This is a genomic window from Arenibacter algicola (genome assembly GCF_000733925.1).
Taxonomy (GTDB): Bacteria; Bacteroidota; Bacteroidia; order Flavobacteriales; family Flavobacteriaceae; genus Arenibacter; species Arenibacter algicola.
This window is the reverse complement of sequence record NZ_JPOO01000001.1, coordinates 1136911-1163379: the sequence shown is the minus strand read 5'-3', so window position 1 is coordinate 1163379 and position 26469 is coordinate 1136911. Positions and strand designations below refer to the sequence as shown.

Sequence of the window (26469 nt, the reverse complement as noted above, 5' to 3'; positions counted from 1 at the left end):
TTTCCTTTGAATTGAATAAAATGCCATTAATCATGCACAAAAGAATGCACTGGGCCGTATTTATAAGCAACAACTCACATAAGGACCAGTTCATAAAAAATGTATTGGAAGGACCCCTTCCGGAGGGATTTGACGCCTTGGAGAAATTGAACGGGGCCTTATTTTCCAAAATAACCTTAAACGAGTTTATTGACGAGGAGGAAAGGCATGGAATCCAGATAATTAATAAAAATTCACAACAACTGCTTAAGACGATGTCTAGCGGGGAACAAAAAAAGGCGTTATTGAAATATATCTTTCATTTAAAGCCGGATTATATTGTTTTGGACAATCCCTTCGACAATTTGGATAAGGACGCCCAAAAGGACTTAAAAGCCTCCCTTGACCACATTTCCAAAAATACATTTATTATTCAGCTCATAAGCAGAAAAGCTGATATTCTACCGTTTATTACCCAAGAGATGATTTTGGAAGGATCCAATATAAGACCGTTGGAAAGTGGATCCAAAATAATTAAGAAACATAACCCATCCGTAGTTACTTCCTTTACCGGCAGAATCCCTAAGCCCATAACTCCCACCGACTATGGAGAATCCGTTTTAATAGATTGCAAGGACATAAGTGTAATTTATGGGGACAAAAAAGTACTGGACAAAATTAACTGGACTATTAAAAAAGGGGAGTTCTGGCAACTTATAGGTCTTAACGGAAGTGGGAAATCAACACTACTGTCCATGATTACGGGCGACAATCATAAAGGCTACGGACAGCAACTTTACCTTTTTGGCCAACGCAAGGGCAGCGGTGAAAGCGTATGGGACATCAAGAAAAGGATTGGATACTACACCCCCGCTATGACCGATAAATTTTCGGGCCTGCACTCTTGTATTAACATGGTTATCTCGGGGATGAACGATTCTGTTGGCCTCTATCTAAGGGCTACGGAAAACCAAAAGGCCCTAGCCAAAGAATGGCTGATAATTCTGGATATGTGGCACCTTAGGGACGTTCTTTTTGCCGACCTGTCTGCAGGGCAACAGCGCATGGTCATGACCGCTAGAGCCATGATAAAGCATCCTCCCCTACTGATTTTGGATGAACCTACGGCCGGGTTGGATGATGAAAGTGCAGCGCTTTTTATATCCCTTGTCAATAAAATTGCCAAGGAAAGCAAGTCGGCCATTGTCTTTGTATCCCATAGGAAAGAACCGGGATTGGAACCCCAATTTATCTACGAGCTACAAGCATCGCCCGAAGGATCCCATGGAAAAATAATATAAAAAAAGGCCGCTGATCAGCGGCCTTTTGTATTATAGTCGATTAGAGTTCACTACTCTTCCTTACCTATTTGAGTTTTCTTCTTCAAAGTATCGAACATTACTGGAGTTGCAATGAACAAAGAGGAATAAGTACCAACAATGATACCTATAATCATGGCAAACATAAATCCTCTTAGGGATTCGCCACCAAATATGAATATTGCCAACAACACTACCAAGGTAGTCATGGAGGTATTCAAGGTCCTACTTAATGTACTGTTAAGGGCCAAGTTGGTATTCTCACCAGCTTTCCATCCTTTTTCAGCTATAATCTCCCTAATACGGTCAAATACTACCACCGTATCATTCAAGGAGTAACCAATAACCGTTAGTATTGCTGCAATAAAGGCCTGATCGATTTCCATGTTAAAAGGCATCAATTTACCAAAGATGGAGAATACACCCAACACGATCAAAATATCATGGAATACAGCCGCAACTGCACCCAAAGAGAACTGCCATCTACGGAACCTAAATAAGATATAAAGGAAAACTACCGCCAAAGAACCAATAATGGCCAAGAAGGCATTCTTTTTAATATCATCCGCAATGGTTGGACCCACTTTCACGGATTGAAGGATACCTATGGATTTTTCGCCACTACCTATGGTAAAGTCTTCAAAACTGGTACCGTCCGGCAAATATTTTTGAAGGGAAGCGTACAGTTTATTCTGAATTTCATTGTCCACCTCAATTCCCTCAACATCCACTTTATAAGGAGTGGTAATTTTTATCTGATTTGCCTCGCCGTAAGTCTTAACATTGGTACCACTTCCAAAAACAGTGTTCAATTCCGAAGCGATTTCAGATGGATTTACCATCTTCTCAAATCTTACCGTGTAAGAACGTCCTCCAACAAAATCCACCCCTTGTTGTAAACCTTGGGTTAATAATGAAAATAGTCCTATTGCCACTAAAATGGAAGAGGCTATATAAGCTATCTTCCTTTTGGCCAAGAAATTGATGTTGATATTCTTGAACAGGTTCTTTGTCATGGCCGTAGAGAAATCCAATTTTCTTCCTTTTCCACTCACATACCAGTCGACCAAAAGTCTAGTGATGAATATGGCCGTGAACAAGGAGGTAACAATACCGATCAATAGAGTGGTGGCAAATCCTTTAATAGGACCTGAACCAAATACAAATAGTATTAAAGCCGTTAAACCAGTTGTAATGTTGGCATCCAAGATAGAAGAAAGAGCATTTCCAAAACCATCCGCAATTGCTTGGCTCTGTCCTTTTCCTTTTGCCAATTCTTCCTTAATACGTTCAAAAATAAGTACGTTGGCATCCACGGACATACCAATGGTCAATACAATACCTGCTATTCCCGGAAGGGTAAGTACCGCATTTAAACTTACCAATACCCCAAAGATCAACAAGATGTTCAACAGAAGGGCGATATCGGCAAAAATTCCCGCTTTTCCATAGTAAAATACCATCCACACCAATACAATGGCCATGGCAATCATAAAGGAGAAGAAACCACTATTGATAGCTTCCTGTCCCAATGATGGTCCTACAATTTCTGATTGAATTATTTCTGCAGAAGCAGGCAGTTTACCGGCCCTTAGTACGTTGGCAATATCCTTGGTCTCGTTGATGGTAAAAGTCCCCGTAATCTCTGAACGACCACCGGATATAGGCCCGGAAGAAACACCAGGAGCAGTATATACCTTATTATCCAAAACGATAGCAATACCGGTCTGATTGTTAAAGGCATCCCCTGTTAATTTTTCCCATTCCTTGGCACCTTTGGTATTCATGGTCATGGTAACCGCAGGCTTGTTATATTGATCAAAAGTATCCGAAGCATCGGAAACAACATCCCCACTAATTCTAGGTGTATTGTCCCTATTGGATTTTAATGCATATAATTCAACAACTTCCGAACCTTCGGTTGGACGTTCCCAAACAAACTTAACAAATTGAATATCCGCCGGAATCAATCTGCGAATTTCCTTCATTCTAAGGTATTCCCCAATTTTTGCCGTATCCTGAATAGCTGCACTAACCAAGGCATTTCCGTTAGGATTTGCTGGGATAAGCAGGCTAAAAAGTGGATTCACATCTTGGGAAAAATCCAATGAATCTTGTGCTACATCAGACAACAAAGAATCCAGTTCAGATTCCGGTTTAACAACTTCTTCCGGCTTTTCAACCTCAACCAAAGTCTTCAACCTCTCGTTGGCGGCCTGCAAAAAGGTACTTAAACTAGGGTTACTTTGCTTATAAGTTTCCCAAAATTCCAATTGGGCCGTACTGGACAAAAGATCCTGTGCACGTCCTATATCCCTTGCACCAGGCAATTCGACCAATATTCGACCAGAATTACCTTCCCGTTGAATATTGGGCTGGGTAACACCAAAGCCATCTATACGCTCACGAAGTACTTCAAAAGCAGAAACGATGGACTCATCAATCTTAGTCCTAATAATCGGTTTTACCTGATCATCTGTCATTTGAAAATTGATGACATCACTCAAACCTTTGTTTGCGAAAATATCCGGAGAGGCCAATTTGGTATCTCCCTTTATTTTGTCAAAAGATTCAAAGAACAGATCTATATAAGTAGCATCACTACTCTTAGAAGCGGCATCGGCATCGGCCAAGGCTTTGTTGAAAACCGGATTCTTGGTATTATTGGCAAGGCCCTTTAGAATATCCTTTACAGAAATCTGAAGGGTAACATTGATTCCCCCTTTTAAATCCAGACCCTTATTAAGCTCCTTTTTCTTGGCTTCGTCATAATTGGTAAATCCTAAAATGGAATTCCCTCCTATAGAGTCTAAATATCTTGCTTCCAGCGCTTCCCTTTTTGCAAGGTAATCCTCTTCAGATTCTGAAATTTTATTGGTAGCAAAGACAGTTGCATCCTTTTCTACTTTATTGGTAATAAATGTATAGGATAGCTGATAAATACTGACTAGCCCAAACAAAAAAGCGAAAAGCTTTATAAGTCCTTTATTTTGCATTGGTTATATATTAATTTAAAATGGTATTCTTAAATAGCGTGCAAATATATTATTTCCCATAGGAACTAACAATATATTTATCAGTTTTATAAAATAAGGGCATCCGCCCCGTTCCGATGGTAGTCGGAAGCAAATGGGACGGATGCCCTAAATATTTGGCAACCCCAATAAACTATAGGGTCAATAAGCTATTTGTCTTTCTTACGCCTTCAGCACTTTCCTTCATTTTTGCTTTTTCTGCCTCGGCCAAATCTATTTTTACAATTTTTTCGATCCCATTTTTACCTAAAAGTACCGGCACGCCAATACAAATATCATTAAGACCGTACTCGCCTTCCAGAAATGCAGAACATGGGAACATCTTCTTCTGATCGCAGGCAATTGCCTGTACCATGGAAGAAACGGCGGCACCTGGTGCATACCAAGCACTGGTACCCAATAATTTTGTAAGCGTAGCACCACCCACTTTGGTATCCTCAGAAACTTGCGCAAGACGCTCTTCGGACAAAAATTCGGATACCTTAATACTATTCCTGGTTGCATGTGCAGTTAAAGGTACCATACCTGTATCGCTATGACCTCCAATGACCATACCATCAACATCGGAAATTGGAGCCTCCAATGCCTCGGCCAATCTGTATTTAAACCTTGCGCTATCCAAAGCTCCACCCATTCCTATAATTCTGTTCTTGGGCAAACCAGTAGTTTTATGAACCAAATAAGTCATGGTATCCATTGGATTACTAACCACGATCAAAATTACGTTGGGGGAATGCTCCAATAAATTGAAAGAAACCGTTTTTACAATTCCTGCATTTATCCCTATCAGCTCCTCACGGGTCATTCCCGGCTTACGTGGAATACCAGAAGTGATAATAGCCACATCACTTCCTGCAGTTTTGCTATAATCATTTGTAATTCCTGTTATTTTGGTATCAAAACCATTCAATGAAGCTGTTTGCATTAAATCCATGGCCTTGCCTTCAGCAAATCCTTCCTTTATATCCAACACAACTACTTCAGATGCAAAATTCTTTATAGCAATGTACTCTGCACAACTTGCGCCAACAGCACCTGCTCCAACAACGGTAACTTTCATTATAAGGTTATTTTAAGTTAAAAATTATCTTTCAAAAGTACTGATTTTTAACAGAACAATACCACCCTATCCATAGAAACCAACTAAATTTTATTGCGAAGAAGAATTTGACTTTTTCTATGGCCTTTCAAAAAAGTAAGTGCTATTATAGCCCACTCCTATTTTATACTGAACGTAATAAAAAGACCTTTTATCGAAAAAAGTTAAAATACTGTTCCATACGTCGAATTAATATAATAGAAAGTTGAAACTGCACGTTCAATAGTAAGTACCCAAATCAAAGAAAATTCCTACAAAATGAAGAAATTATTTTCATTCTTGGCAATAATTGGCATCCTACTGGCCAGTAATTGTACCAAAATTACAGAGAACAACGATCCGGTAATTGGGATATGGTCCCACATCTCGACAGATGTAGGCACCACACAAAAACAGGATGTTACAGTTAGACAGGAGTGGATATTTAATGATGCGTATCTAGGTAGATACCACACCTATCACAACAAGAATTTAACGGTTATCTCGGACTTTAGTTGGGTCCATAAGGATAGCCTATATGTTATTTCTTATCCCGGTCTTGACAAAGAGGAGGATATAGTACTCATGACAGAAACCGAGCATGGGATTATCCTTGCCGATAAGGAAGGCAACGTATTGGCAATAAGGGAATAAAGGGTAAATTTTGGATTTATCTAAATCCAAAATTTACTCCTACAGTTAGGTTATTAAATTCTGCCAGAGAATAATCGGCATGCAACCTAAAGAAGCCAAGTTTTAATTTGGCACCCAAAGTTCCCGAGACCCCGCTGGCCTTTCTGGTCAAGGAAAAAGGATCTACATAGGTTTCTTGAAATGGCCCAGACTGTACCTGGTAGGTCCCTAAAACGTCTGTTGTGGATTTTCCTGAAACATATCCTATAGCCCCATAAAAATTAATTACGGGAAGTTTAGTGGAGGCAACGGCCTGAACCGTTAAAACATTCATGTCCACCTCTATCTGCTGATCGCTACCATCTACAATATTACTGTCCGTAAAATCATAAGAAGCATTCAAATGCGTATATCCTGCCACAGCGGAAAGTGCTACGGGCAATATTTTATCTGCAGGCAACAATTTGGAAAAGTCATATTGTAGACCAACCCCGTATAATCCGACGGCCACGTCCTCTGTATTAATTTTAGGCAAAAACCTGGCCTTCACTTCCAAGCCCTTGACCAAGCCTACACTTACCTGTAAAAACGCGGAAGGAATAAAGTTTATGTTTTCCGAAGCAAGTCCGGTCGGCAATTCAAATTCCTCCCGGGTTGTAATAGGCCCTACTTCACCTTCTACAAATACCCGAATGCCCTCAAGATCTCCCAAAGCAGTGGAAACCGGTTTGGAAGTGCTTCCATCCACGAACTGCAGATTTTCATAATCAGCTGTATTTAGAACGAAAGTCTTTTTGTCTTCCTTATTTTTAAAAGAAGTCATATTGCCAATTATGGAAATCTCAAAACCCCCCAAGGGTTTGGAATCGGCAGAGTTGTACCATCCATTGGACAAACTATAAATAGCACCCTCGGACACCGGCCCGAAATAACTATCAGAAAATTTCTCAGCATCATTAATTCCCGCAGCAAATAGCTCATTAACGTTAGATTGCGAATAACCCGCTACACTAAAAAACAAAATTCCTATTAAAAATAAATATTTCATAACACTTAGATTTTTGCTAAAACTAAAAAACTCGCACCAATGGTGCGAGTTTTTGTTGTGTAAACCCTATTTTTTATGCATCAATGTTGGCATAGACCGCATTTTTCTCAATAAACTCCCTACGAGGTGGAACTTCATCTCCCATCAACATTGAGAAAACTCTATCTGTCTCTGTGGCGTTATCTATGGTTATCTGCCTTAAGGTCCTAAATTCAGGATTCATTGTAGTATCCCATAATTGTTCCGCATTCATCTCCCCAAGACCTTTATATCTCTGAATACCCACGCTACCGTTAAAACTCTCGGCAATTTCATCCCTCTCCTTATCGGACCAGGCGTATCTTTTCTTAGACCCTTTCTTTACCAAATACAGAGGTGGGGTTGCTATATAAACGTGACCTCCCTCGATCAATTCGCGCATATACCTAAAGAAAAAGGTCAATATCAAGGTCTCGATATGGCTACCATCCACATCCGCATCACACATAATCACTACTTTGTGATAGCGCAACTTATCCAAGTTCAAAGCCTTGCTGTCTTCCTCGGTACCAATGGTAACACCCAAGGCAGTATATATATTTTTGATCTCCTCATTTTCAAAGACCTTATGGGTCATAGCTTTCTCCACGTTCAGGATCTTACCCCTTAATGGAAGAATAGCCTGAAAAGCCCTGTCGCGCCCTTGCTTGGCAGTACCTCCCGCAGAATCACCCTCAACAAGGAAGACCTCACACAATGCCGGATCCTGTTCCGAACAATCGGATAGTTTTCCTGGCAGGCCACCAATGCTCATCACGGTTTTACGCTGAACCATTTCACGGGCCTTGGTAGCCGCATGACGGGCTTGGGCCGCCAAAATTACTTTTTGGACAATGGTTTTGGCATCATCTGGATTTTCCTCCAAATAATTGGTCAACATTTCAGAAACTGCCTGACTTACTGCCGCAGATACTTCCCTGTTACCCAATTTGGTTTTGGTCTGCCCTTCAAATTGCGGTTCCGCAACCTTTACAGAGATAATTGCGGTTAAACCTTCCCTAAAATCATCGCCTTGAACCTCGAATTTTAATTTTTCCAACATCCCCGATGCATCGGCATACTTCTTCAAAGTAGATGTCAGACCCCTTCTAAATCCGGCCAAATGTGTACCGCCTTCATGGGTATTGATATTATTGACATAGGAATGCAGATTCTCTGTATAAGAAGTATTATAGACCATGGCCACTTCTACAGGAATATCGTTCTTCTCCCCTTCCATGGAAATTACGCTACGAATAAGAGGTTCGCGATTTCCATCCAAGAACTTGATAAATTCCTTTAGTCCCTCTTCGGAAAAAAAGCGCTCGGTTACATAACCACTTTCGCTGTCCTTATCCTTTTGTCGCTTGTCCATCAAGGTGATGGATACACCCTTGTTCAAGAATGAAAGCTCACGCATTCTATTTGCCAAGGTCTCATAACTGTATTCCACAGTCTGGGTAAATATCGTATCATCCGGTGTAAAAGTTACAATGGTCCCCCTTTTATCGGTTTCCCCAATACTTTTCACAGGATATAGTGCTTTACCCTTACTGTACTCCTGTTCCCAGATTTTTCCATCCCTATGCACCGTAGCTCTCAAGTGCTTGGAGAGTGCATTGACACAGGATACCCCAACACCGTGCAAACCACCTGATACCTTGTAGGAATCCTTGTCAAATTTACCTCCGGCACCTATTTTGGTCATAACTACCTCTAAAGCCGAAACGCCTTCTTTCTTGTGAAGGTCTACAGGGATACCCCTACCGTTATCCTGGGTAGTAATGGAATTGTCTTCATTTATCGTTACACTAATCTCATCACAATGGCCGCCCATTGCCTCATCAATGGAGTTATCCACTACCTCATAAACCAAATGATGCAAACCACGTACCCCTACATCACCAATATACATGGAAGGCCTCATACGCACATGCTCCATACCCTCAAGGGCCTGGATACTATCCGCGGAATAATTGTTCTTTTTTTGCTCGTCTTTATTTGCTTCTTCGCTCATAAATAAATACTTATTTCATTATAATTTTAGCAATCCTACAAATATACGCAATACCCTATGAAATATAGGGCTGATGCCCAATATAAGTCACTAAGTTATCAACAAAAATTGTGGAAAAATACCAATCGATATAAAAGTTGGCAAAGAGCGCTCTTTACTCCTCTACATACCCAATTCCGAGCATGCGGATCTACCAAATAAACAAGAAGTTGTAACGGAACAACCAAGCTAATACAGATGGACTAAATCGTAAAATATACCCCTACATTGAATTGCCTTTTGCCACAATATCTTTCCTTATTTTTCGCACTCCAGACCAAAACAATCATGAACTTGGTTATTTCATGGATACCGAATAAACCCTGTACAGGACTTTAACCCATTCGGCTGGAGTTTCTATAGTGATATGGCCAGAACTCGCAAATTTAATTACCAAGATAACCTCCTAAAAATAAAAGAGGCATCCCCTACAGGATGCCTCTTACACTAATAAACTATAAACTTGATCTATTGAATTCTTAATGCCTACTCCGGCAGCATTACTTTACATAAGCATCGGAATGCACCTTTGATACAGCCCTACCGGACGGATCGTTCATGTTTTTAAAGGCCTCATCCCATTCCAGGGCAATTCTGGTACTACATGCCACTGAAGGTTCCTGTGGAACACATAATGCCGCAGCATCGGATGGAAAATGCTCTTCAAAAATTGAGCGATAATAGAATTCTTCTTTAGACGTAGGTGTCTGCAAAGGAAATCTGTATTTGGCATTTGCCAATTGATCATCCGTAACTTCGTTCTTAACAACCTCCTTCAAGGTATCTATCCAGCTATAACCAACTCCATCTGAAAATTGTTCCTTTTGTCTCCATGCAACACTTTCCGGCAACATATCTTCAAAAGCCTTACGAACCACCCATTTCTCCATGCGTTCCCCGTTGATCATCTTGTCCTTAGGGTTGATTCTCATGGCTACGTCCATAAACTCCTTATCCAAAAATGGAACCCTTCCCTCTATGCCCCAAGCAGCCAAGGATTTATTGGCCCTTAGACAATCGTACATGTGAAGCTTATCCAATTTACGAACTGTTTCCTCATGGAATTCCTTCGCATTTGGCGCCTTATGAAAGTATAAATAACCCCCAAATAATTCATCCGCTCCTTCGCCCGACAAAACCATTTTAATACCCATAGATTTTATAACCCTGGCCATTAAATACATTGGGGTAGAAGCCCTTATCGTAGTTATATCATATGTTTCCAGGTTGTATACTACATCTTTAATAGCATCCAAACCTTCTTGAATGGTGAATTTTATTTCGTGGTGCACGGTACCGATATGTTTTGCCACTTTTTGTGCCGCTGCCAAATCCGGTGAACCTTCCAATCCTACTGAAAATGAATGCAATTGCGGCCACCAGGCATCCGTAGTGTCATCCGACTCAATTCTCTTCTGGGCATATTTTTTTGCTATGGCAGAAGTTACCGACGAGTCCAATCCACCCGAAAGCAATACACCATAGGGTACATCGGACATTAATTGTCTATGAACTGCCGCTTCCAAGGCCTCTTTAACAGCTTGAATACTAGTCTCATTGTCCTTTACCGCATCGTATTCCATCCAATCTCGGGAATACCATCTTTTAAATTCCCCATCGCTGCTATGCAAGTAATGACCTGGAGGAAACAACTGTATCTTGGTACAGGTCCCTTCCAAAGCTTTTAATTCTGAGGCTACATAAAAAGTACCATTAATATCCCAACCTACATATAGTGGAATAATCCCCATATGATCCCTTGCTATAAAATACTCATCCTTTTCAGAGTCATAGATGGCAAAACCAAAAATACCGTTCATTTCATCCAAGAAGTCCACCCCTTTCTTCTGATATAGGGCCAAAATTACCTCGCAGTCAGACTCGGTCTGAAAATCATAGGTTCCTGCAAATTGCTTACGCAATTCCCTATGGTTATATATTTCACCATTAGCGGCCAAAACCAATTTCTTATCCGGACTGAACAAAGGTTGTTTTCCCGATGCCGGATCAACGATTGCCAAACGTTCATGAGCCAAAATAGCCTTATCATCGGCAAATATCCCACTCCAATCTGGCCCTCTATGTCTAATTTTCTTGGACATTTCCAGCAATTGAGGCCTTAAAACCTCGGTACTCTCTTTTACATCAAAGGCACATACAATTCCACACATACAATAATATTTATGTCAATTTTAAAGCAAATATCGACCTAATATACACATTATAAAATATAAAACTTAAAATTAGTTATAATTTAAAACTATAAATACATAAATACTAACATATTGTTATATTTTAAATGAAATCGCTTACACCAACCATCTATTTTGTAAGGTGACCAAAATTTACCGACTTTTAATTCAAATTAATAGGAATACTACTTAAATTTGACAATCACTAAAACTAAAAAAAATGAAAAATTTATTTACGATTGCACTTATGGTTATTGCTTTGGCCTTTAGCTCTGAAGCTATGGCACAGAAATTCAGTGGATTGGACAAGAGTCCAGCGGACATTGCCTCCTACCCTACTGATTATAAAGTTTCGGAAAAATTGGTTCGAGTAACTTATAGTCGACCACAATTAAAAGGACGTTCAATTTCTGAACTAGCCCCAGCAGGGAAGGTTTGGAGAACTGGAGCGAATGAGGCCGCTGAAATCATTTTTTATAAAGATGCTACTGTAGGTGGTAAAGCAGTTGCCGCTGGTACTTATTCCCTATTTACCATTCCAGGTGATAAGGAATGGACCATAATACTGAACAAAAATTTAAATCAGTGGGGGGCCTATTCCTACCAGGAAAGTGCCGATGTATTACGTGTACCCGCCGGTGTGAGCAATGCGTCCGAATCTTTGGATGCCTTTTCCATTGCTTATAAAGATGTAGACAATGGTACCCATATGGTTTTAGGATGGGGAAACACCAGAGTTTCCCTACCAATTACCTTTTAAGGGGAAACAATTTTTAAAAAGAAAAAAACCGAAGTTAAAAACTTCGGTTTTTTTTATGACTTAAGGGACTCTAAGCAGCCCTAAAAAGATTAAAAATCAATTCCTATTCAGGATCTAAACGCCTTTCCCCTGTTAATTGGAAAACACCGTCCTGAGAACTTGCCTTTCCACTTATCTTATCACCTTCCGCATTTATACTCACGGATACTATTTGGCCTTCCAAATTAAGGTCAAATGTCAAAGTATTATCTTCCACCCTAACGTCCTGTGCCTTGCTCTCCCTACCTCGTAAAGCAACCACAACTGTAAGTACACCTTCTTTTTTAGATATAAACAATATCCCCTTGGCATACTCATAAGGCACATTTTCTGCAGAATACTTCCAATTTCCCAGAAAATTTTCTTCCCCAAAAAGTGCGGGGGTCTTAATTACCACAAAGGCTAATCGATCTACATTTTTGGAAGCAAAGGAAGAAAACCCCAATAGCAAGGTGTATACTACAAATGCCAACTTGACAATAGCTTTAAAATTTCCCATCTCTCTTTTTTTGAATCAGAATTGTTTTAATTTATAAAAGATCATGCGCAATGGAATGCAATTAAAACCTTATTACTTACTTCCTTTTAAAGCGCATCACCATAAGAACTCCGTTTGGACAGTTTTTATTGTTTAAATTGCCATTAAAATTAAGATTATCATTGCCCTGGAACCATGAGTGAAAATTACCTTCCCAGTGAACTCCCTACCCAAATTAAACTCCTACAGGCGGAGATTAATAGGCTGCAATTGGAAATCAACGAAACAATTCAAAAAACATCCGTTTTTGAAAACCTTCTCCGCACCAAAATCGAAGATGAATTAATTGAGGAACAAGAACTTTCACTGCTCTATAAGCAACAAAAAAAGGCAAAAAAGGATAAACGCCTGGCACAAAAAAAGCGCGGAAAGAACTATGACCAGACCGGAATCCTGACCTCAGACCAACCAAAACCGATTCCAGAAAAGAATTCAAGGGAACGACAACAAAGGAAGCAACTGTACCGAGAGGCCATGCTATATGTACATCCCGATAAATTTTCTATGCAAACCGATAAATTGGACTTGGCCACGGAGATCACGACCCAGCTTATAGAAATTTACAGATTTGGAGATTTGCCGGCCCTAAAGGCCTATCACGCACATATTTTTAGTGGCAACACCTTGATTAAGCCGCACGAAAAACAAGAGCCCTTAAAAGATCCCGACCTTACATATTTAAAAATGGAGCTAAAAAAACTGCGGGAGGAACTGGCGGCGGCCAAAAATAGACATACTTACAAAGTGTTGACGGAGTACGAAAACCCAATGAGCTTTTTGGACGAATTGAAGGCCTACTACAAGGACCGACTCATGAAACTCCGTAAGAGGACTAGAACATAATCGTTATCCGAAATAAAATGTTCATTTATTAAAGGTCCCGAAAAAAAAGGCAATATGTGAATATTAATCCATACCGCTTCACTACAAAATCATATGCAATTCGCGATCTAGATTTTTTTACCAAAAAAACCAACAAAACAAGGTGTTTCGTCGCTAAACCGACTTATACATTAGCTTCCATATCGCAACTACAAAAAACATTGGGTTCAATACTCCAATAAAATGCTATCGGTATCCCGCTTTTTCATAGTTTTGCAGACTTAAATTTGGAATATGATTTCTGTAGATGCAATAGCGGTGGAATTTAGTGGTGACACCTTGTTTAGTGATGTTTCCTTTGTTATCAATGAGAACGATAAGATTGCCCTAATGGGCAAAAACGGGGCTGGAAAATCTACCATGATGAAGATAATTGCAGGGGAGCAAAAAGCCACCCGAGGGCATATTCGCTATCCCAAGGACGCCGTAATTGCCTATTTGCCCCAGCATTTATTGACCGATGACAGTTGTACCGTTTTCGAGGAAGCCTCCAAAGCCTTTAAGGAAATCTTTAGCATGCGGGATGAAATTGAACGCCTCAACAAGGAATTGGAAACCCGTACCGATTATGAATCGGACGCCTATATGAATATTATTGAAAAAGTTTCGGACCTGGGTGAAAAATTCTATGCACTTGAAGAAATAAATTACGAGGCAGAGGTAGAAAAGGCGCTTAGGGGACTAGGGTTTAAGCGCGAAGATTTTCATCGCCTTACCAGTGAATTCAGTGGTGGTTGGCGAATGAGAATAGAACTTGCCAAGATATTATTGCAAAAGCCGGACCTAATCCTTTTGGATGAGCCCACCAACCACGTGGATATAGAATCAGTTATTTGGCTGGAGGATTTCCTGTTGAACAAAGCCAAGGCAGTTGTCGTAATCTCCCATGACAAAACCTTTATAGATAATATTACCAACAGAACCATAGAAGTAACCATGGGCAGGATCTATGATTACAAGGCCAACTACACCCACTACCTTCAGTTAAGGGAAGACAGGCGAAGCCACCAAATAAAAGCTTATCAGGAACAGCAAAAGTTTATTGCAGACAATCAAGCCTTTATTGACCGGTTTAAGGGTACCTATTCCAAAACCAACCAGGTAACTTCCAGGGAAAGAATGTTGGAAAAGCTTCAGATCATAGAAATTGACGAAATAGACACCACGGCCCTAAAACTGAGGTTCCCTCCTTCCATTCGCTCCGGCGACTATCCGGTTACTGCTGAAGGGCTTTCCAAAAGTTATGGCGACCATGTGGTTTTCAAAGATGCCAATCTCTCTATTTCGCGTGGCGAAAAGGTTTCTTTTGTTGGAAGGAACGGCGAAGGAAAATCTACAATGATCAAGGCCATTTTGGGCGAAATTGAAGTTGAGGGAAAATGTAGTTTGGGGCACAATGTGAAAGTTGGTTATTTTGCCCAAAACCAAGCCTCCTTGTTAGATCCTGAACTAACCATCTTCCAGACTGTGGATGAAGTAGCGGAAGGAGACGTACGGACACAGATCAAAAATATTCTCGGCAGGTTTATGTTTAGCGGTGATGACCTGGAAAAAAAGGTAAGTGTACTTTCAGGAGGGGAAAAAACCCGTCTTGCAATGGTGAAATTGCTTTTGGAACCGGTAAATCTTCTGATACTGGATGAGCCTACCAACCATTTGGACCTAAAATCCAAGGATGTACTTAAAGAAGCCCTGCTTGCCTTTGATGGCACCTTAATATTGGTCTCCCACGACCGGGATTTTCTGCAAGGACTGTCCCAAAAAGTATTCGAATTTAAGGACAAACGCGTCATAGAACATTTCGAGACCATAGATGCCTTCTTGGTACGCAACAGAATAGAGAACCTTAAAGAAATAGATTTAAAGGCCTAATTATCAAAGTATTAAATACGAATTGATCTCCTGAGCCAGATCAACAAGAAGCATAACCCAACTTTAGGATTTAAAAAAACTATCAAAAAACAATAGTTGGTACTGAATGGCATTGGCCCAATAATCCCAATTGTGGCTTCCTGGGCGTTCTATATAATCGTGCGGAATATTTCTTTCCAACAATTTTTGGTGCATTCTTTTATTGGCATCATAGAAGAAGTCATTAACTCCGCAATCAAAAATGAGCTTTAAATTGTCCTTTTTCAACAAATAAACCATGTTGATTACCGTGTTATCTTCCCAGTGGCCTTTATTTTCCGCATAATCGCCCAGTCGCTTGGACAAGTCCCAATTTTCGGGAAAGGGTCGGATATCCAGACCGCCGCTCATACTTCCTGCAGCACCCCACACCTCCTGGTGCTTAAAAGCCAAATAAAAAGCCCCATGTCCACCCATACTCAAGCCAGTAATGGCCCTAGATTCCCTATTGGCCAGAGTATTGTATTTCTTATCCACCGCCTGAACCAACTCTTTGGCAACATAGGTCTCATAACGCATGTCCGGATCTACTGGACTATCAAAATACCAACTGGTCTTACTACCATCCGGACAGACTATAATCATGTTATATGCGTCAGCATAATCTCTTATGGATCCCACCTTGGTTACCCAATCCGTATGGTCGCCTCCTGCTCCGTGTAAAAGAAAAAGTACCGGGTATCCTTTTTTTTGTGCAGTATAACTATCCGGCAAAATTACCAGATTGGCAATGGATTTACCCATAGACTTACTCGCAACTTTTAGGGTATCCAGCTGTGATGCAAATACACTCAGTACGGTACAAAAAACAAACAATGTAGTCAATAGTTGTCTCATCACTTTATAATTATCCTTTAAGCCCTAACTACTTTTTAGCTTGAAGATGTCTACTGATTTCTCAGACAATATGCATTTTATCTCCTGCCAAACAAATATCTGGACAGTCCAATTTCAAAACTAGGCAAAAAACACAAAACACAAAATGAATCCGATGTCGATTTACAAGAATTTAGGGTAAAATACACTGATTTAAAAAAGTAATAACCAAGTTTCTTTGAAAGTTCTCCCTAGTTACTAGGCAGTAACCTTATGCCCTTCCGGGAAGGGACGGTATGCATAATACTGAAGCACTTCCTCAATGGCCGCCTTCATTGCTATATTGATAGGAAGAATACTATTTCCCATCCTGAAATCTATTTGATTAAGATTCATATAGTAGTCTGTAAAAATAGGCACGTATAGTCCGTTTTTCATAGCCACCTTGGAATTCTCATAAAGATCGGCCTGATTTTCCTTTATAATCTTACAAGTGGCCAAACGCAGTTGCCCTAACTTGTCCCTACTTGCCCCATATCCAAACAAGCGACATATTAGTCCCCGGAACTTATAATCACCACATCTACCACTATTGCTATCCAAAACGGACAATGGCCGATATAAATGGCAAATGGAATTATCGCTGACCTTTAATTCCTCCAAGGTAGTTTCTGCCTTTCCATTTAAAAAAAGATTAAAAGCCCATGGCAGAAATTCTAAAGGGGAAGCATCTATGTCCGGATGGGTGCAACATTTACCGCAACCTGCTATACAACCAAGACCCGACTCGGATTGAAAAGTAGCTATCTCCCGATCCAATACCGCGAACAACGCCTCAACTGCTTTTACCCTACTTTCCATGGACATAAATATTTTGCGCGAATGTACGCTAATAAAGGTATCACTCAACAATTATTTAATGTGCCATTTTGGAAACATTCCGACCCTGAAAAACCTATCTATTTACTTGAAAATGAATAAGAAACAAATGAATTGGATCCTAATCCACTTTTTTCATTTCCATCCAAAAAGGAAAAACATTCTTATTGTCTACGGCATAAAATGGCAAAAGCTTGCCCGACATTTTTGGAAAATAAACTTTCTCCATCTGTATTATATCGGTATCTCCCTTTTTATTTTCCATTTGTCTTACAAGCGTATTGGCTTCCAAAACCATTTTCCCATTACCGACTACCGGTTGAACAAACTTAAATGTAATATCATAATAACCCTCTTCAATTTCAGTATCCCAATGACCATAAATCTCCTCTTGATTCCAAATACCGCGCTCCCCTCCGGCATCATTCCTATTCAAAATTACCGGGTTCTCGTAGGGGGTGCCCACCGAAATTTTTGGAGGGTTTACAAGATTTTCAGAAATGATCAACTCCCCGTATATTTCATCCAACTCCTTTTTAAGGTCTATTGCCAATTCTTTGTTCTCCTTTAGCACATTTTGCTGCTCATATGGATCCTTGGTAAGTTGAAACAATTCAAAATCTTCAATAGTGGCATTATAGTCTGTTTTTCCTACCAATTTGTACCCTGCTTTCTGAATGGCCATGTTATTATACAATTCAGGATAGCGGCGCGACCAATAAAAAAATAGGGAACGATCGGCCCATTCCACTTTTTGGCCCTGTATTAAGGGAACTAAACTTTTGCCATCTATAATCCTATCTTTTGGCATTTCCACATCGCAAATTGCCGATAGCGTAGGCAGGACATCCAAATGCGCCGTCATGGTTTCCACATCTTTGTCACCCTTGGAAAGTGCTGGATATTTTAAATAAAATGGGACTCGTACACCCCCATTGTAAACATCTCCCTTAAGTCCCCTCATACCACTTACATATCTGGTCTGTTGCGGGCCATTATCGGTCATAAAAATTACAAGGGTGTTTTCCGATAATCCTAAGGCATCCAATTTTTTGAAGAGTTTGCCGAGATTGTCATCAATATTATTTACCATGGCATATACCTTTCTGGCATCTTCCTTATCCTTTTCGCTCATTTTTGAAAATGGCTTTCCGTCCTTACCAAACCCTGCAGAAGGGTCTATGTCTCTATACTTTTGATAATAGGAATCCGGCACCTGCAAGGGGGTATGTGGGGCATTATAGGCCAAATAGCAGAAAAAGGGCGATTCCTTATTTTTATCAATAAAATTGATCGCCTGATCGGTGAAAATATCGGAGCAATACCCCTCATAGGCTTGCTGTTGGTTATTGTGCCAAAGTACAGGATCAAAATAACTTGTATCCCCCTTAAAATAAGTAGTAATATCCCCTACCTGCCCCATGCCTCCAGAAAGGTGGATAACAGACTCATCAAAACCTTGATCACTGGGCCTACTTGGATAATTATCCCCTAAATGCCATTTCCCAAATGCCCCCGTCGTATAATCTGCCTGCTTCAACATCTCGGCTATGGTAACTTCGTTGGAAGCCATAATTGCCCCTCCGTTGTAAGTATCCCTCATACCCGTTCGCAATGAATAACGCCCCGTCATTAAACTGGATCTGGTTGGTGCACAAACCGGAGAAACGTAAAAATTGTTGAACCTAACACTTTCACGTGCCAAGGCATCAATAACGGGTGTTTTTACATGGGGATTCCCAGTAAACCCTAAATCCCCGTACCCTTGATCATCCGTAATCACCAAGATTACATTGGGACGTTGGTTCTTCTGGGCATAGCCACTAGAAGTAAGCCCCAAAATCATAAAGAGTAAAATACAATGTTTATACATTAGGTTCATAATTCTTGGTTTAAGGTTTTGATGATTATATTTTAAAACACACGAAATTGGAATACAAAGTACCTAATTTCCAATAAATCTTTATCAAATACCTGTTTAAAGGCAAGAAATGTAATTCCTTATCCGCCAGGTTTAACTAGCCAATCCAAATTTAGAGTAGTTATATTGGTTATTGCCAGGCCTGTTCCCTGTACTCTGTTGCCTGCACAATACCCCAAAATAAGTTCTTGTGGATGTGTAAAATACAAGGCGGTATAACAATACCAGCCATCTGGGTCGGTGGCAATATTTTTAATGTTGCCCCATGTTTTCCCCTCGTCCTTGGAAATAGCAATCGTAAAAGGGGTTCTTTTAGCTTTTATAGCTGGATCCGAACCATCATTATTGTTCCACACCATGACCCAATCCCCGGTTCCGGGGACTTTTTCTATGGTAGCTGGCGAAAGAGGGGAATAAATAGAACTTGCCTCAATGTGAGTCCAGCTTGCTCCACGATCTTTTGAAAAAGACAGCTGCTGTACTCCACCGCTTGCCCGAATATACATCATGATACGCCCGTCATTCATTTCAATGAGACCTGGTTCCTGGGTAATAATTTCGGTATTATTGGGCACCATTTCGCTAGAAGTCCATGTTTCACCATTATCATCGGAGTAATAAGAAAATAAATTGCCCTTGGCACCGAAACCTTTTTGCGTAGTGGGGTGTTCCGCCACTGCAAACATTAAACGCCCATCTTCAAACTGAACTACCCTATCATTATTTAAAACAAAATACCCTTTCTTGTCCGCGATACAGGGAATTGGAGAACCCCAACTCTTTGCCTCATCCGTGGATATTCTCATCATGGGAATACAATCCACTGTACTATTCTTCCTCAGGTAAAATAAGGCTATGGAACCATTATGCAGTCGCAATAGGGAAACCGACATAACATTCATTCCTCCTTCATTGGGCAGCACCACCTCATCCTTTATACTCCATGTTTTTCCATTATCCTCGGAATATCTACTTGCCAGATGTGCCGGGTCATGGTCGGACCCAGTGCCCTGGGTATAATGGGTATACACAAATAACAGATTTCCATTTTTTAGCTTGATAAAATCCCCCTCACTGTTACGGGGGTTGTCTGCAGAAGGCTGCAGGCTCAAAACGGTTTTAGGTTCTTTGGATACCGATAATTTGTTGGTTATTTTATTGCTCTTGCAGGAGAAGGCGATTCCCAGCAACACCCAGAGAAGCATTGTACTAAAAAGAAATTTTAAACTCATTATTGGACTTTTAAATAATTGAACTTACGCTATTGCATTCATTTAAGTTCAACCAAGGGTATTTCGGCAAAATAAATAGAGGTTTTTTCGGTCTCATGGGAAGAATAGTAGCTCATGTACAGGGTATCATTTTCAAAAACAAAACCTGGATAGCTGCTATCGGAATTTGATGGCAATTTCAATACCTCCCTAAAATCTCCATTTTTACCAAAGGAAACCAGTCCGGTATACTCCCTGTTAATCCTTCCCCCACCAATATATTGGCCCTCTCCTATCGATACAAAGTCGGGACCTCCAATAAAGTATGGCGACTCGGTAAAACTCCAGTCCGTATAAGGAGGACTACTTTGACCCAAATAAGCCCTTTTGTTACCCTGTTCACGTCTTATTAACATTAACATGTCGCCATTGGGCAAAAAACGGATTGTGGATTCATTGGGATTACCCTCGACTTCCAAATCGGCAACCTTTATATAATCTAACCCATTGGTAGTTTTAACTAATTTTATAAGCGTTGTATTTCCTCCCTCTTTATTTTCTATCCGCGAATACATACCTCCATAACCAGTACCCTCATACCAGGTTAAGCTCCAGAGCCAATCGAATTTCGATTTTATATTGGCATCATATCTAATAGGTTTTGGCGGGGAGAACTTGGTCCCCTTAGGATTAGAGAAGGCTACATGGGGTATTCCTCCCAACAAGGTCTTGCCTTCATAAATAGACCCCCCCATAGTGGCCATTATGAGCCCTTCCGGAGTAACCGATAATTTGGGATCCCTTAAATCAAAACCTTTGAGAGCTATTTGATCAACATCTTTCCAGGCCTTGCCATCTTTAGAGGTTATAATTTTTATTACACCATCCTTTCCATAAACATGCCTTTCCCCCGAACGGAAAGCACAATAAAAATCTCCTTTAAACCTTATTAAAGAAGTAAAGGCATTATAATTTTCATCGGAGTATATCTTGGATACTTTTATCCTTTCTGGCAGGCTCTGGGAAATGCCATTAAAAGCGACAAAAAAGATTAAAAGGGATATGGTAGCAACTATTACTTTTTTCATTTTTATGGGTTCGGATTTGATTAATATCGCCTTGTTTAAAATGTTGGTTTGTCAAATTTGATTCCCCACATATGGTCACTTTATTCAGAATATTTCTACTGTGATCAGCTTGTGAAAAATATTCTGCTGCCTGAACCTCCTAAATTATAAAATATAGGCGCTAAATAAAAAGAAAAAACATTCAATTCCTCTACTGCAATACAAGAAGTATCCATAGTATGGCAGTGAATATTAAAACCCAAATGTCATAGGAAGATAAAACAATTTCTTAATCCCTTTAAAATAGGTTAAATCTTGAACAAATAATGCATCAATAGCAGTTTGCCGGGATCCAATAAAAGATAGATGGTCCAGCCGAAGAGAATTTATTTTTTGGCTTTCCACACTTCAAACTCCTCAGCAATTTTTTTATCCACCAAAGGGTATAGCCCAATTATTGATCGCCCATTTTGAACATTTTCCATCACAAATTCCTCGAATAAGGTCATTTGCATACATTCATCGGCCACCTCATCCGCAATTCCTGCCGGAATTACCATAACCCCGTCATCATCCCCTACTAAAATATCTCCTGGAAAAACAGCCACATCACCACATCCAATGGGTTCGTTAATGGCAATGGCCTGGTGCAGGGTGAGATTGGTAGGTGCCGAGGGTCTTTTGTGGTATGAGGGAATATTCAACTCGGCGATTTCTGCAGAATCCCTGAAACCTCCATCGGTGACAATTCCCGACACCCCTCTTACCATTAATCTCGTAACCAAAATGGAACCTGCCGAAGCAGCTCGGGCATCCTTTCTGCTATCAATGACCAAAATAGCTCCTTTTGGACATTCCTCTACCGCTACCCTTTGCAAATGTTTAGGGTTCTTGAATACTTCAATGGTATTCAAATCTTCACGGGCCGGTATATAACGCAGGGTATAGGCCTCCCCTACCATAGTAGGCTTGCCCAGTTTTAGGGGTTTAACATCCTGAATAAATTGTTTTTTCAATCCTTTTTTAAAAAGGCAGGTAGCAATGGTGGCGGTACTGACTTTTTTTAATTTTTCTTTAGTAGAAGCTGCTGTATGGTCCATATTATTATACTTTGGTTTTCCCTATTTATTCCGCTTTTTGCCAAGCTTCCTTGAGGAAGGCTAGATCCTTTTTCATTTGTGCAAAGACTTCTTTTTTGTCTATGCTAATCTTTGTCGCCCCGTGTTCTGCACCGCCCAGCCCATACTCCAAGTGCAGGGATACCGGCACGTTTATGTTGTATTTTTTAAGCAAGGAAAAGTAGCGGTCAAAATCTACCATCCCCTCCCCTAACGGAGTATTGATTGGTTTCCATTGGCCATTCACGGTTCCCCATTTAAAATCTTTTGTTACGATGGATTTGATAAAGGGTCTAATTAGTCGCAATCCCAGTTCCCAGCAACTGCCCCCTTCCACTACGGCATGTCTTATATCATATTGGCAACCAATATTTGTGTTTTTGGTGGCCTGAAGAATAGGTGGCAAATCCCAAATGGGCGCCCCTACATGATTACCGGCATGATTTTGATAGCAGCCAATAAGACCCAACTGCGTATTTAGAACCTCCAAATTTTTCAACTGTTGGCCATAGATTGCCTGACTTTCAGTAATCGCCCTATTCTCGGGATAGCTAAGCCACGCTGTACGATAATGGGAAAACCCACTTTTGCTGGCCGTTTCCAGTACGGATCTATGTTCCTCGTTATCAACATCAATTACGTTGGTGGTCATCAGTCTAGGGTTTAGACCATATTTTTTCATGGCTTCGACCGCCTTGGGCAAATCCTCAGATACGCGATCTGGCAATACATGCCCCTCTGGCCTTACCGTCAAATCCAATCCATCAAAACCTATTTCTGCGGCAGCTTCGGACATCCCATTGTAATCTAGAAATTGCAGATGTTTGGAAAATAAATGCACTTCCAGATTCCCGCTCGATTTGGAAATAGGTTTAAAAATGGATTCATCAAATCCCATCAATGGTATGGCAGCACCAGCCATTGCTGCAAGTTTAACAAAATCTCTTCTTTCATAAATTGTCCTTTTCTTCATTTTACAGGTTGCTTTATAGATTATTACACAGTTTTTATGTTAAAAATTTGCTAGTCCAACAAATATACGTATTTTTGGTTAACCAATCTGGTTAACCAATTATTAATTATAAGTGCTACATAAAATTCATTAATTATGACAAGACTAGTAACATTACTTTGCTTTTTGTTTATTATCGGCGCTTGTGGGGAAAAGACCAATCTCAATACCAAAACAGTAGGCACTCCTGAAGAATTGCAAGAAGCCATAAAAAATGTACAAGCTGGTGATAACATTGTGATGGCCAATGGTATATGGAAGGATATCCAAATTAGATTTATAGGCGAAGGCACGGAAGACAAGCCAATTACAATTAAGGCCGAAACCCCTGGAAAAGTTTTTATTGAAGGCGTATCCGATCTAAAATTTGGAGGGGAATACTTAGTGGTGGATGGTCTGCACTTTAGAAATGGTTATTCGCGCAGTGAAGCTGTATTGGAATTTAGAATAGATGAGAATACCGTAGCAAATCACTGCACCATTACCAATTGCGTTATTGAGGATTTTAACAAAATGCATCGAGATGACACTGATCTATGGGTTCAATTCTGGGGAAGACACAATACTTTGAGCAACAGTTATATTGCTGGAAAAACAAATCGTGGACCAACTATAAGGGTAGACTTGGAAGGCAATGAGAGCATAAATAATTACCATCAAATCATTAACAACCATTTTGGGCCAAGACCCCCTAAGGGAGGTGCCAGTGGCGAGACCATTCAAATTGGCAACAGCTTTTCTTCCATGTCTCCAAGTTATACAAGGGTTGCCAATAACTTATTTGAAGAGTGCAACGGTGAAGTAGAAATTATTTCCAGCAAAACTAACTTCAACGAGTTCAGAAATAATGTCTTTTATAAAAGCGAAGGTTCTTTGGTAACAAGACATGGCAATTACTGCACTATTGATGGCAATTACTTCATTGGCGATGGTAAGAACGAAAACATAGGGGGGATCAGAATAATCAACACAGGGCATTGGGTAACCAACAATTACTTCTACAATATAAAAGGAAAGAATTTTAGAAGTGCCTTGGCCGTGATGAACGGAATTCCAAAATCACCCCTAAACAGATACAATCAGGTTACAGATGTTGTGGTGGCATACAATACCTACATCAATTGTGATTCCCCCTGGCAATTCGGAGTTGGTCAAAATTTAAGTCAGGAAGATGTTCTTCCTTCCTCTGAAATTCGCTCGGCCAGACCAATAAGGACCATTGTTGCAAACAACGTAATTTATAATGAAAAGGGTGATGCTTTGCCAATTGTTGAACACGATAAGGCTGATGGAGTGACCTTTAAAAGCAACGCAATAAATAATCAAGCTGTGGATTTCAAACCTTATGATGGATTGAAGGCTGTAAATTTTGACATTAAAGAAATTGGAGAAAACATCCTGATCCCTTCCTCCAAGATAGCTATTGAACCCTACCAAGGATTCGAATTTGAACATATATCCAAAGATTTGGTCAGCAATTCCAGAGCTGAAAACAATTCTATAGGAGCTTTCACAAATACGGATTTTAAAGACCCCAATATTTTGGACAGATCCAAATATGGTCCAAGTTGGTATTCATCTGAAACAGAAGAAAAGGAACCTAAAACAGTAGTTGTTGCCACAGCAGAAAATCTTCAATTTAAAATCAATGAGGCGGAAAATGGCGATATCATTTCGCTGGAAGCAGGAAATTATGACATCCCGCAGTCCTTGATAATCAACAAAAAGTTAACTATTCAATCCTCCGATAAATCAAAAGTTACCCTAAATTATTCGGGAGCAGAGAATTCACCCTTATTCCAACTTCAACCTAAAGGCTTTTTAAACCTAAAAAATGTAACATTAAAAGGAAATAATTCCCAATATACTTTTGCCAGTTTAAAAGAAAATATGTTTACACATTTTGGATTAACGGTTTCCGATTGCGATATCAGTGACTTTAATTATGTACTAAAGGTCTATAAGGAGTCCTTTGCAGAACGTATCACTTTTGAAAACACTTCAATATCAAACTGCGAAAATGGTTTGGAACTATCTGAAGAAACTAATGATCTAGGAGATTATAACACTGAATATCTAACGATAAACAGTTGTAAGTTCAACAATGTAAAAAGTAATGTAATCGACTACTATCGCGGGGGTTACGACGAATCCACCATTGGCGGAAATCTTCTGGTTACAAATAGCACCTTCACGAATTGTGGATCAGAAGAAAAAAATGGAATTCTGATCAACTCCCACGGCATTGTAAATGTTGATATTTCCAATAATACCTTTAACAACAACACCGTAAAACTGGTGGCCTTACTTTGGGGAGCAAAAAACAATTCGCATTCGGATAACCAAATCAACAATTCGGGGGAAATTCGGGTTGAAGAGAATTTAGAAATGAAATTACTTTACTAGTGCAATCGCCCTATTAAAAGCCACCTTAGCAAACATTATCCCCAATATTTCAACTTGAAAAGAATTAAACAATAATAAAAACAAATTAAAATGGCCGCCATAATTGTAAAATTATTAGTATCAGCTCTTATAAAAGTATTAAATAGCTGTCTTAATACAGCTAAGAAGTCTAGTAATCAAGATTCAAAAGCCACAATTTATCCAAGTGATGTAATACCAGGGTTTTCGATTTGATTGGACCTTATAAGGTCTCTTATTTAGCGGTATTTTGGAATAAAGAACCTCTTAATCCCAAATTCTTTTTTGGTTGCCCCCTATAGTATCTGCGCTCAGAGCAAAATTCACATTTGCCGAATTACTAATTTCACGGATAGAATATTATTAATTAAGAATAAAATAGGTCTATTTAATGTTAAATATTTGGTGGTACCATAAATTTGTGTATTTTTGGTAAACCAATCTGGTAAACCAATTTTACAAATGTACTTTAGCTTTGTTTTTTCGTGGCTTTCGCTATCGTAAAATTGCAGGTAAAACCATTTGATGGTAGG

General features: G+C 39.9%; 19 protein-coding genes. 6 read left to right on the top strand and 13 right to left on the bottom strand.

The window, feature by feature from the left end; translation table 11 throughout:
• Positions 1-32 precede the first annotated feature (32 nt).
• Positions 33-1280 (top strand): ATP-binding cassette domain-containing protein, encoded by a 1248-nt coding sequence (locus U735_RS0104990; protein ID WP_031442774.1) that lies wholly within the window; start codon positions 33-35, stop codon positions 1278-1280.
• Between the two features lie 50 nt (positions 1281-1330).
• Here the strand turns inward: U735_RS0104990 and secDF are convergent, their stop codons facing one another.
• Entirely contained in the window at positions 1331-4294 is a 2964-nt protein-coding gene (gene secDF, locus U735_RS0104985) for a protein translocase subunit SecDF (protein WP_031442773.1), read from the bottom strand.
• A 172-nt stretch (positions 4295-4466) separates the two neighbouring features.
• The gene (gene mdh / locus U735_RS0104980; RefSeq protein WP_031442772.1) at positions 4467-5393 is read right to left on the bottom strand and encodes a malate dehydrogenase; all 927 of its coding nucleotides are present in this window, start codon (positions 5391-5393) and stop codon (positions 4467-4469) included.
• Positions 5394-5690: 297 nt separating this feature from the next.
• Between mdh and U735_RS0104975 the strand changes: the two genes are divergently transcribed.
• Complete coding sequence (locus U735_RS0104975) at positions 5691-6065, top strand: hypothetical protein (RefSeq protein WP_031442771.1); 375 nt, start codon at positions 5691-5693, stop codon at positions 6063-6065.
• 16 nt (positions 6066-6081) lie between these two features.
• On the opposite strand, the gene U735_RS0104970 is transcribed toward U735_RS0104975, so the two are convergent.
• The 3 genes from U735_RS0104970 to asnB all read right to left on the bottom strand — a co-directional run bounded on the left by U735_RS0104970 (position 6082) and on the right by asnB (position 11337).
• On the bottom strand, positions 6082-7092 hold the full coding sequence (locus tag U735_RS0104970; RefSeq protein WP_031442770.1) for a DUF6588 family protein: 1011 nt from the start codon (positions 7090-7092) through the stop codon (positions 6082-6084).
• 73 nt (positions 7093-7165) lie between these two features.
• Positions 7166-9127 (bottom strand): DNA topoisomerase (ATP-hydrolyzing) subunit B, encoded by a 1962-nt coding sequence (gyrB, locus tag U735_RS0104965; protein ID WP_031442769.1) that lies wholly within the window; start codon positions 9125-9127, stop codon positions 7166-7168.
• Between the two features lie 539 nt (positions 9128-9666).
• Positions 9667-11337 carry an asparagine synthase B gene (asnB, locus tag U735_RS0104960; RefSeq protein WP_031442768.1) on the bottom strand — a complete coding sequence of 557 codons (1671 nt, stop codon included), beginning with the start codon at positions 11335-11337 and terminating at the stop codon, positions 9667-9669.
• A gap of 241 nt (positions 11338-11578) precedes the next feature.
• Between asnB and U735_RS0104955 the strand changes: the two genes are divergently transcribed.
• Entirely contained in the window at positions 11579-12118 is a 540-nt protein-coding gene (locus U735_RS0104955) for a DUF2911 domain-containing protein (RefSeq protein WP_031442767.1), read from the top strand.
• A 103-nt stretch (positions 12119-12221) separates the two neighbouring features.
• On the opposite strand, the gene U735_RS0104950 is transcribed toward U735_RS0104955, so the two are convergent.
• Entirely contained in the window at positions 12222-12656 is a 435-nt protein-coding gene (locus U735_RS0104950) for a hypothetical protein (RefSeq protein WP_031442766.1), read from the bottom strand.
• A gap of 174 nt (positions 12657-12830) precedes the next feature.
• Here U735_RS0104950 and U735_RS0104945 point away from each other — a divergent pair, with 174 nt between their 5' ends.
• Both U735_RS0104945 and U735_RS0104940 read left to right on the top strand, forming a co-directional pair.
• A complete protein-coding gene (locus U735_RS0104945) occupies positions 12831-13538 on the top strand; it encodes a hypothetical protein (protein WP_031442765.1) in 708 nt (235 codons plus the stop codon).
• Positions 13539-13811: 273 nt separating this feature from the next.
• Positions 13812-15449, top strand: a complete 1638-nt coding sequence (locus tag U735_RS0104940; protein WP_031442764.1) for an ABC-F family ATP-binding cassette domain-containing protein — start codon at positions 13812-13814, stop codon at positions 15447-15449.
• Positions 15450-15512: 63 nt separating this feature from the next.
• Here U735_RS0104940 and U735_RS0104935 read toward each other — a convergent pair whose 3' ends face one another.
• The 7 genes from U735_RS0104935 to U735_RS0104905 all read right to left on the bottom strand — a co-directional run bounded on the left by U735_RS0104935 (position 15513) and on the right by U735_RS0104905 (position 23473).
• Positions 15513-16325, bottom strand: a complete 813-nt coding sequence (locus tag U735_RS0104935; RefSeq protein WP_031442763.1) for an alpha/beta hydrolase — start codon at positions 16323-16325, stop codon at positions 15513-15515.
• Positions 16326-16562: 237 nt separating this feature from the next.
• Positions 16563-17165, bottom strand: coding sequence for a YkgJ family cysteine cluster protein (locus U735_RS0104930; protein ID WP_316933000.1), 603 nt, complete (start codon positions 17163-17165; stop codon positions 16563-16565).
• Between the two features lie 139 nt (positions 17166-17304).
• Positions 17305-19065 carry an arylsulfatase gene (locus tag U735_RS0104925; protein WP_034248048.1) on the bottom strand — a complete coding sequence of 587 codons (1761 nt, stop codon included), beginning with the start codon at positions 19063-19065 and terminating at the stop codon, positions 17305-17307.
• 119 nt (positions 19066-19184) lie between these two features.
• Entirely contained in the window at positions 19185-20336 is a 1152-nt protein-coding gene (locus tag U735_RS0104920; protein WP_083260659.1) for a sialidase family protein, read from the bottom strand.
• A gap of 38 nt (positions 20337-20374) precedes the next feature.
• Positions 20375-21403, bottom strand: a complete 1029-nt coding sequence (locus U735_RS0104915) for a sialidase family protein (RefSeq protein ID WP_034248047.1) — start codon at positions 21401-21403, stop codon at positions 20375-20377.
• Between the two features lie 365 nt (positions 21404-21768).
• On the bottom strand, positions 21769-22482 hold the full coding sequence (locus tag U735_RS0104910) for a ribonuclease activity regulator RraA (RefSeq protein WP_031442758.1): 714 nt from the start codon (positions 22480-22482) through the stop codon (positions 21769-21771).
• A 25-nt stretch (positions 22483-22507) separates the two neighbouring features.
• Positions 22508-23473, bottom strand: a complete 966-nt coding sequence (locus tag U735_RS0104905; protein ID WP_031442757.1) for a sugar phosphate isomerase/epimerase family protein — start codon at positions 23471-23473, stop codon at positions 22508-22510.
• Between the two features lie 135 nt (positions 23474-23608).
• Between U735_RS0104905 and U735_RS0104900 the strand changes: the two genes are divergently transcribed.
• Complete coding sequence (locus U735_RS0104900; protein ID WP_031442756.1) at positions 23609-25918, top strand: chondroitinase-B domain-containing protein; 2310 nt, start codon at positions 23609-23611, stop codon at positions 25916-25918.
• The last annotated feature ends 551 nt before the right edge of the window (positions 25919-26469 follow it).